At 72.6% G+C, this 6,170-nt stretch carries 8 protein-coding genes; 5 read left to right on the top strand and 3 right to left on the bottom strand.

The genetic code is table 11. The features are described from left to right. Positions 1 to 84: 84 nt before the first annotated feature. From QCD68_RS11940 to arfB, 3 genes are read left to right on the top strand one after another with little or no spacing between them, the layout of a single operon-like run. Positions 85 to 654 carry an NUDIX domain-containing protein gene (locus QCD68_RS11940; protein ID WP_301223165.1) on the top strand — a complete coding sequence of 190 codons (570 nt, stop codon included), beginning with the start codon at positions 85 to 87 and terminating at the stop codon, positions 652 to 654. A gap of 56 nt (positions 655 to 710) precedes the next feature. Then, on the top strand, positions 711 to 1,703 hold the full coding sequence (locus QCD68_RS11935) for a site-specific tyrosine recombinase XerD (protein ID WP_301223168.1): 993 nt from the start codon (positions 711 to 713) through the stop codon (positions 1,701 to 1,703). Between the two features lie 45 nt (positions 1,704 to 1,748). Next, complete coding sequence (gene arfB, locus QCD68_RS11930; RefSeq protein WP_301223164.1) at positions 1,749 to 2,171, top strand: alternative ribosome rescue aminoacyl-tRNA hydrolase ArfB; 423 nt, start codon at positions 1,749 to 1,751, stop codon at positions 2,169 to 2,171. 31 nt (positions 2,172 to 2,202) lie between these two features. On the opposite strand, the gene QCD68_RS11925 is transcribed toward arfB, so the two are convergent. Continuing rightward, complete coding sequence (locus QCD68_RS11925; RefSeq protein WP_301223163.1) at positions 2,203 to 2,658, bottom strand: DUF2510 domain-containing protein; 456 nt, start codon at positions 2,656 to 2,658, stop codon at positions 2,203 to 2,205. Between the two features lie 122 nt (positions 2,659 to 2,780). Next, the gene (locus QCD68_RS11920) at positions 2,781 to 3,818 is read right to left on the bottom strand and encodes an LLM class flavin-dependent oxidoreductase (RefSeq protein WP_253464723.1); all 1,038 of its coding nucleotides are present in this window, start codon (positions 3,816 to 3,818) and stop codon (positions 2,781 to 2,783) included. A 49-nt stretch (positions 3,819 to 3,867) separates the two neighbouring features. Between QCD68_RS11920 and QCD68_RS11915 the strand changes: the two genes are divergently transcribed. Both QCD68_RS11915 and QCD68_RS11910 read left to right on the top strand, forming a co-directional pair. After that, the gene (locus QCD68_RS11915) at positions 3,868 to 4,203 is read left to right on the top strand and encodes a TraR/DksA family transcriptional regulator (RefSeq protein WP_301223162.1); all 336 of its coding nucleotides are present in this window, start codon (positions 3,868 to 3,870) and stop codon (positions 4,201 to 4,203) included. Between the two features lie 122 nt (positions 4,204 to 4,325). Beyond that, the gene (locus tag QCD68_RS11910) at positions 4,326 to 4,775 is read left to right on the top strand and encodes a TIGR02611 family protein (protein WP_221850921.1); all 450 of its coding nucleotides are present in this window, start codon (positions 4,326 to 4,328) and stop codon (positions 4,773 to 4,775) included. Between the two features lie 114 nt (positions 4,776 to 4,889). Here the strand turns inward: QCD68_RS11910 and QCD68_RS11905 are convergent, their stop codons facing one another. Continuing rightward, positions 4,890 to 6,134: an MFS transporter gene (locus tag QCD68_RS11905; protein ID WP_301223161.1), complete on the bottom strand. Its 1,245-nt coding sequence runs from the start codon at positions 6,132 to 6,134 to the stop codon at positions 4,890 to 4,892. Positions 6,135 to 6,170 lie beyond the last annotated feature (36 nt).

The following is a 6,170-nucleotide window of genomic DNA, read 5'->3' as shown; positions in this document are numbered from 1 at the left end:
GCTCCCCACCAGCAGGTGGGGAGCCTCCCGTCCGTCGTCCGCCGGGCTGGACGCTCGTCGTCGACGGTGGGGCAGGATGGCGAGGTGACTGACGCACCGATCGCCGACGAACCCGCCTCCTTCGACGTGACCGCCTCCGAGCGGGTGTTCGAGGGTGCGGTCTGGGACATCACCCGCGACACCGTCGACTACAACGGCAAGGACATGGTCCGCGAGTACATCGACCACACCGGCGCCGTCGCGGTGTTCGCGGAGGACGAGGACGGCCGTGTCCTGGTCATCCAGCAGTACCGTCACCCGGTGCAGGTGCGCGACTGGGAGCTGCCGGCCGGGCTGCTCGACCACCAGGGCGAGGACCACCTGACCGCCGCGAAGCGCGAGCTCGCCGAGGAGGCCGACGTCGAGGCCGACCACTGGGAGCACCTGGTCCGCTACAACACGTCCTCGGGCGGCAGCAACGAGTTCATCGAGGTGTTCCGGGCGACCGGGGTGCGGGCGACCTCGTCGGCGTTCGAGCGGGAGGCCGAGGAGGCCGACATCGTGATCCGCTGGGTGCCCCGCGCCGAACTCGTGGCCGGGATCCTCGAGGGACGACTGCACAACTCGGCGCTCATCGTGGCGACGCTCGCGGTGGAGGCCGCCGAGCGCCGCTAGCGGGCTCGGCAGGTCCGCCTCCGGCGGTCTCGTCCCCCCGGTAGCCTCGTCGGGTGATGCCGTTCGAGCGTGCCGTGCAGGACCACCTGCGGCACATCGCCATCGAGCGGGGGCTGTCGCCGCACACCCTCTCGGCGTACCGGCGCGACCTCGCGATGTTCGGCGAGTGGATCGGCACGCAGCCGGTCGTCGACTCCAGCGGCGCAGACCGTGCCGGCGGGGCCGGGGTGCTCGAGGACGTCGGACGTCTGGCGCGCGCGGACCTCGCCGGGTTCGTGCAGTACCTCACCACCCGTCCGGAGGGGCCGCTGGCGCCGAGGTCGGTCGCGCGGATGCTCAGCTCGGTGCGCTCGTTCTCGGCGTTCGCCGCGGGGGAGGGCTGGCTGCCGCTCGACCCGGGTGCGTCGGTCCGCCCGCCGAAGGCCCCGATGCGGCTGCCGAAGGCGATCTCCGTGCACGACATGGAGCGGCTGATCGGCTCCGTCGTGGGCGACGACCCGGTGCAGCTCCGGGACCGGGCGCTCCTGGAACTGCTCTACGCGACCGGTGCCCGGATCTCGGAAGCGGTGGGTCTCTCCGTCGACGACGTGACGACCCTCGCCGACGTCGACGAGGTGTCGGACGAGGACACCGACGTCTCCGTGGTGCGGGTCACCGGCAAGGGGAACAAGCAGCGGATCGTGCCGCTCGGCAGCTACGCCCGGGCTGCGGTCGACGCGTACCTGGTGCGGGCACGGCCGGTGTTCGCCGTCCGGGGGTCCGCGACGCCGGCGCTGTTCCTCGGTGCCCGCGGAGCCCGGTTGTCGCGGCAGAGCGCCTGGCTCGTCATCCAGGCGGCGGCGGAGCGGGCCGAACTGGCGGCACACGTGTCGCCGCACACCTTCCGGCACTCGTTCGCCACACACCTGCTCGAGGGCGGCGCGGACGTCCGGGTGGTGCAGGAGCTGCTCGGGCACGCCAGTGTGGCGACGACGCAGATCTACACGCTGGTGACGGCGGACATGCTGCGGGACGTGTACCAGACGGCACACCCGCGGGCGCGGCGGTAGGCGGAGCGGGGGGCCGCGGCGCCCGGACCGTGGCAACCTTGGCGCATGGACCTCGAGGTGGGGCCGGGGCTGACGATCCCCGAGTCGGAACTGCAGTGGCGGTTCTCGCGGTCGTCCGGCGCCGGGGGCCAGCACGTCAACACCTCGGACAGTCGTGTCCAGCTGACCTGGGACGTCGCGGGGTCTTCGGCGGTGACCGAGGCGCAGCGGACGCGGATCCTCGAGCGGACCGGTCGGCGGACGGCTGCCGGGACGATCACCGTGACGGTGTCCGCGCGGCGGTCCCAGCTGCGCAACCGTGAGGCTGCTCTCGACGCGCTCCGCGAGCTCCTGCGGGAAGCGCTCGCCCCGCCGGCCCCGGCACGGCGGGCGACCCGGCCGACACGGGGTTCACAGCGCCGACGCCTGGCGGGCAAGCAGCAGCGGTCCGCCACGAAGCAGCAGCGTCGGCGGCCGTCGGACGACTGACCGACGCCTGACGGCCGGACGGGTGCGCGACTCAGAACAGGTGCAGGTGCCCGTTCGCGACGACGACCCCGGTCGCGACGGCGAGCACGAGCGCGGACGCCCCGATGCTCTGCCCGACGACCCGCCAGGGACCGGTGGCGCCCGGACGGACCAGGGCGACCAGGCCCGCGGCGATGCCGAACAGACTGGCGAGCCCCCAGGGGTTCACGACGAGGGACACGATCGCGGCCACGACGGCCAGCACCGCGAACACGCAGACCCGTCGGTCGCTGCTGCCGTACGCCCAGGAGTGGGCCTCGACGACACGGGCGGACGCCTCGACGGAGAACGCCGGCCCGGCCGGCATCGCGGCGAGGACGGGGACGACGGGGTCCGGTGCCTCGCGGGGGAGCACCCGGGTCGCCTCACCCCAGGCGTGACCGTCCCACCACCGCAGTCGCGCGGTGTCCTGTGGGTCCGGGAACCAGCCGGCGGCCGGCAGCGTCACGGGGAACTCCTGGTGTGTGCGGGGGCCGTCAGTGCGTTCCGACGGTACCCGGCACCCTTCCCGCCCCGCTGCCCCAGAGCGGGTGTCGGCAGAAGGGGGGACCGGTCGGCCCGGTCCCCACCTCAGACCGCTGCGGGAGCGGCGTCCACCTCGGTGAAGACGTCCTTCACGGCGGCGAGCAGCCGGGCGTTGAAGTCCACGCCGAGCTGGTTCGGCACGGTCACCAGGACGGTGTCGGCATCGCGGACCGCCTGGTCGGCGGCGAGTTCCGCGACGAGCTGTTCCGGCTCGCCGATGTACGACCGACCGAACCGGGCGAGACCACCGTCGAGGTGTCCGACCTGGTCCTGGCCCTCGACCTGCGCACGAACGCCGAAGTAGTGGCGCGACTCGTCGTCGATGATCGGGATGATGCTGCGGCTCACGCTCACCCGGGGCTCGCGCTCCCAGCCCATCTCGCGCCAGGTGGAGCGGAAGCGCTCGATCTGCTCCGCCTGCAGCTGGTCGAAGGGCACGCCGGTGTCCTCGGTGAGCAGGGTCGACGACATCAGGTTCATGCCCTGCTCAGCCGTCCACTCCGCGGTGGCCCGGGTGCCGGCACCCCACCAGATGCGCTCGGACAGGGTGTCGGACTGCGGCGTGATCGCCAGCGAGCCGACCGCGCCGGTCATCTGCGGGTTCGCGTTCGCCATCGGCTCGCCGGCGATCGCCCGCCGGAAGACCGCGGTGTGGTCCCGGGCCAGGTCGGCGCCGTTCTCGTCGTCGGACTCGGGCACGTAGCCGAACGAGCGGTAGCCGGCGAGGGCGGTCTCGGGTGATCCCCGGCTCACGCCGAGCTGCAGTCGGCCGCCGGAGATGAGGTCGGTGGCCGCGGCCTCCTCCGCCATGTACAGCGGGTTCTCGTAGCGCATGTCGATCACGCCCGTACCGATCTCGATGCGGCTGGTCCGGGCGGCGATCGCGGACAGCAGCGGGAACGGCGCGGCCTGCTGCGGTGCGAAGTGGTGCACGCGGAAGTACGCGCCGTCGACGCCGACTTCTTCGGCCGCGACGGCGAGGTCGATCGCCTGCACGAGGGACTCGCGCGCGCTGCGCACCCGGGAGCCGGGCACGTCACGCCAGTGCCCGAAGGAGAGGAACCCGATCTTCGTCATGTGCATGCGAACGCATCCGGCTGGGCGGGCATTCCGGCGGACTACGGTCGAGGACATGGACTTCGATCCGCGGACCACCCTGCTGACCGAACGGACCCGTGCGACGAAGCTGCTGGTCGACGTCGAGCGCAGCATGCTGGACGTCAGTGATGCGCGGGACGGCGCGAACACCGACGACGAGCACGACCCGGAGGGCTCGACCCTGGCCTGGGAACGCGGCTCGCTCGGTGCCGTGCGGGACGACGCCCGCCGCCGCGTCGAGCAGGTCGACGCGGCCCTCGGGCGGCTCGACGCGGGGACCTACGGCCGCTGCGCGGTGGGTGGGGAGCCGATCCCGGAGGCGCGCCTGGCCGCGGTCCCGTGGGCGGCGACGTGCGTCGCGCACGCGTGACGGGCCTCCCGGCCGGACGGGAGGCGCGGCAGACCCCGGCACGCACGTCGCGATGCGCGGTCCCCACCCTGCTCCGACCTGTTCCGCCGCGGTTTCCCAGCCGCGCGCCTTAGCGTGCGGACATGCACGGCGACCCGACTGAGCCTCCCCGGAGTGCCGCTGCCGACGCGTCATCCGGTCGGCAGCGCTTCCAGTGGTTCCGTGACCTGCGCACGTGGATCCACGCCCGACCGCACGTGCACCTCTTCTACAAGGTCCTGGTCGGGATCGTCGGCGGTCTCATCGTCGTGATCGGGCTGATCCTCGTGCCGCTGCCCGGTCCGGGCTGGCTCGTCGTGTTCGTCGGTCTGACGGTCCTGGCGAGCGAGTTCCACTTCTTCCACCGCATCATCACCTGGCTCCGCGCGAAGCTGCACCGGTTCTGGGACTGGGCGAAGCACCACGCGCCGTCGAAGCGGATGCGGGCTGCCGCGGACAAGGGCAAGGCAGACGTCGATGCCGCGCACGCCGAGGCCCACCGGAACGTCGGGGTGCAGCGCCCGCGCGGCCAGACAGCGCGGACGGGGCACTGACCGCACGGACCGGGCACTGACCGGCTGGACAGGGCACTGACTGCACGGACAGGGCACTGACCGGCGGACCGGTCGCTCGTAGCCGCCCGCAGTCTGCTCGCCGCTCGCTGCGCGTCAGACCGTGCGGATCGATCCGGTCGCGGTGCGTTCGACCTCGTCGGACGCGGCCTCTTCCACCTCGGTCGCGTCCTTCGACGTGACCTGCAGGACGAGGGCGACGAGCGCCGCGAGGACGATGAACGCGCCGTAGCCGGCGAGCACCGGCACCAGGCCGAGTGACGGCTCGAGGAACCCGCCGATGACGCTCGGCACGCCGAAGGCCAGGTAGCTGACCACGTAGATCGTCGACAGCAGTCCGGCGCGGTGGGTGGGTGCCGCGGTGGCGAGGAGCATCCGGAGCGGCGCCTGGAAGCCCGCGCCGAAGCCGACACCGGCGATCGCGCTGCCGACGACCAGTCCGGGCAGCGACGGCATGACCACGAAGGTGACGGTGACGATCGGCCCGAGGACGAGCGCGACGAGGCCGAGCAGGACCGCCTTGCGGGTGTCGACCCGCTGGATCGCCAGGCCGGTCAGGGCGCCGACGCCGGTGACGACGGCGATCAGGGCGCCGGCGGCGAAGTGGTTGTGGATGCCGAAGACCGCGCCGAGGGTGGAGGGCACGAGTGACAGGAACAGTCCGCCGAGCGCCCAGCTGGACACGAGCGACCCGGCGACGCTGCGGAACAGCCGCCGGGAGGCCCGTGGCACCGACACCGTCGGACGGAGCGACCGCAGCGCCCCGGGTCGACGGACGACCTGCTCGGGGACGACCACGAGCGCGACGACGAGCAGCACGAGGAGCGTGCCGAACAGCAGGTAGACGAGCTGCTCCGGCGCGGGACCCCACTCGACCAGTGCCCCGCTCGACAGGGCACCGGTGGCGAGGGCGATCGGCGGGATGACACCGTTGAGGACACCCGCGAGCGCGGGGTGCCGCTCGAGCGAGTTGTCGATGAGTGCCGCTCCGAGGGCACCGATGAGCAGCCCGACCGAGACACCCTGCACGATGCGGTCGACGATGAGCGCGCCGAGCCCGTCGGCGACGGCGAACAGTCCGAGTGACACGGCGACGCCGAGGCCGCCGACGACCAGGACGGGCTTCCGGCCGACGTGGTCCGACAGCCGACCGGCGATGAGCAGGCTGAGGAGGAGCCCGGCGACGTAGATCGCGAACACCGCGGTGAGCATCAGCGGGGTGAGGTGCCACTCGGCCGCGTAGACCGGGTAGATCGGCGACGGCACGGCCGACGAGGCGACCGAGACGAGGAGCATCGTCGCGAGGATCCAGAACCCTGCGACGGAACGTGGTGACTGCATGGCCGTCCCTTTCGTTGTACGACTGCATTCGTACCG

The organism is Curtobacterium sp. PsM8, assembly GCF_030433875.1.
In the GTDB taxonomy this organism is placed as follows: Bacteria; Actinomycetota; Actinomycetes; order Actinomycetales; family Microbacteriaceae; genus Curtobacterium.
The sequence above is the reverse complement of the archived record's forward strand: the minus strand, read 5'-3'. Positions and strand labels throughout refer to the sequence as shown.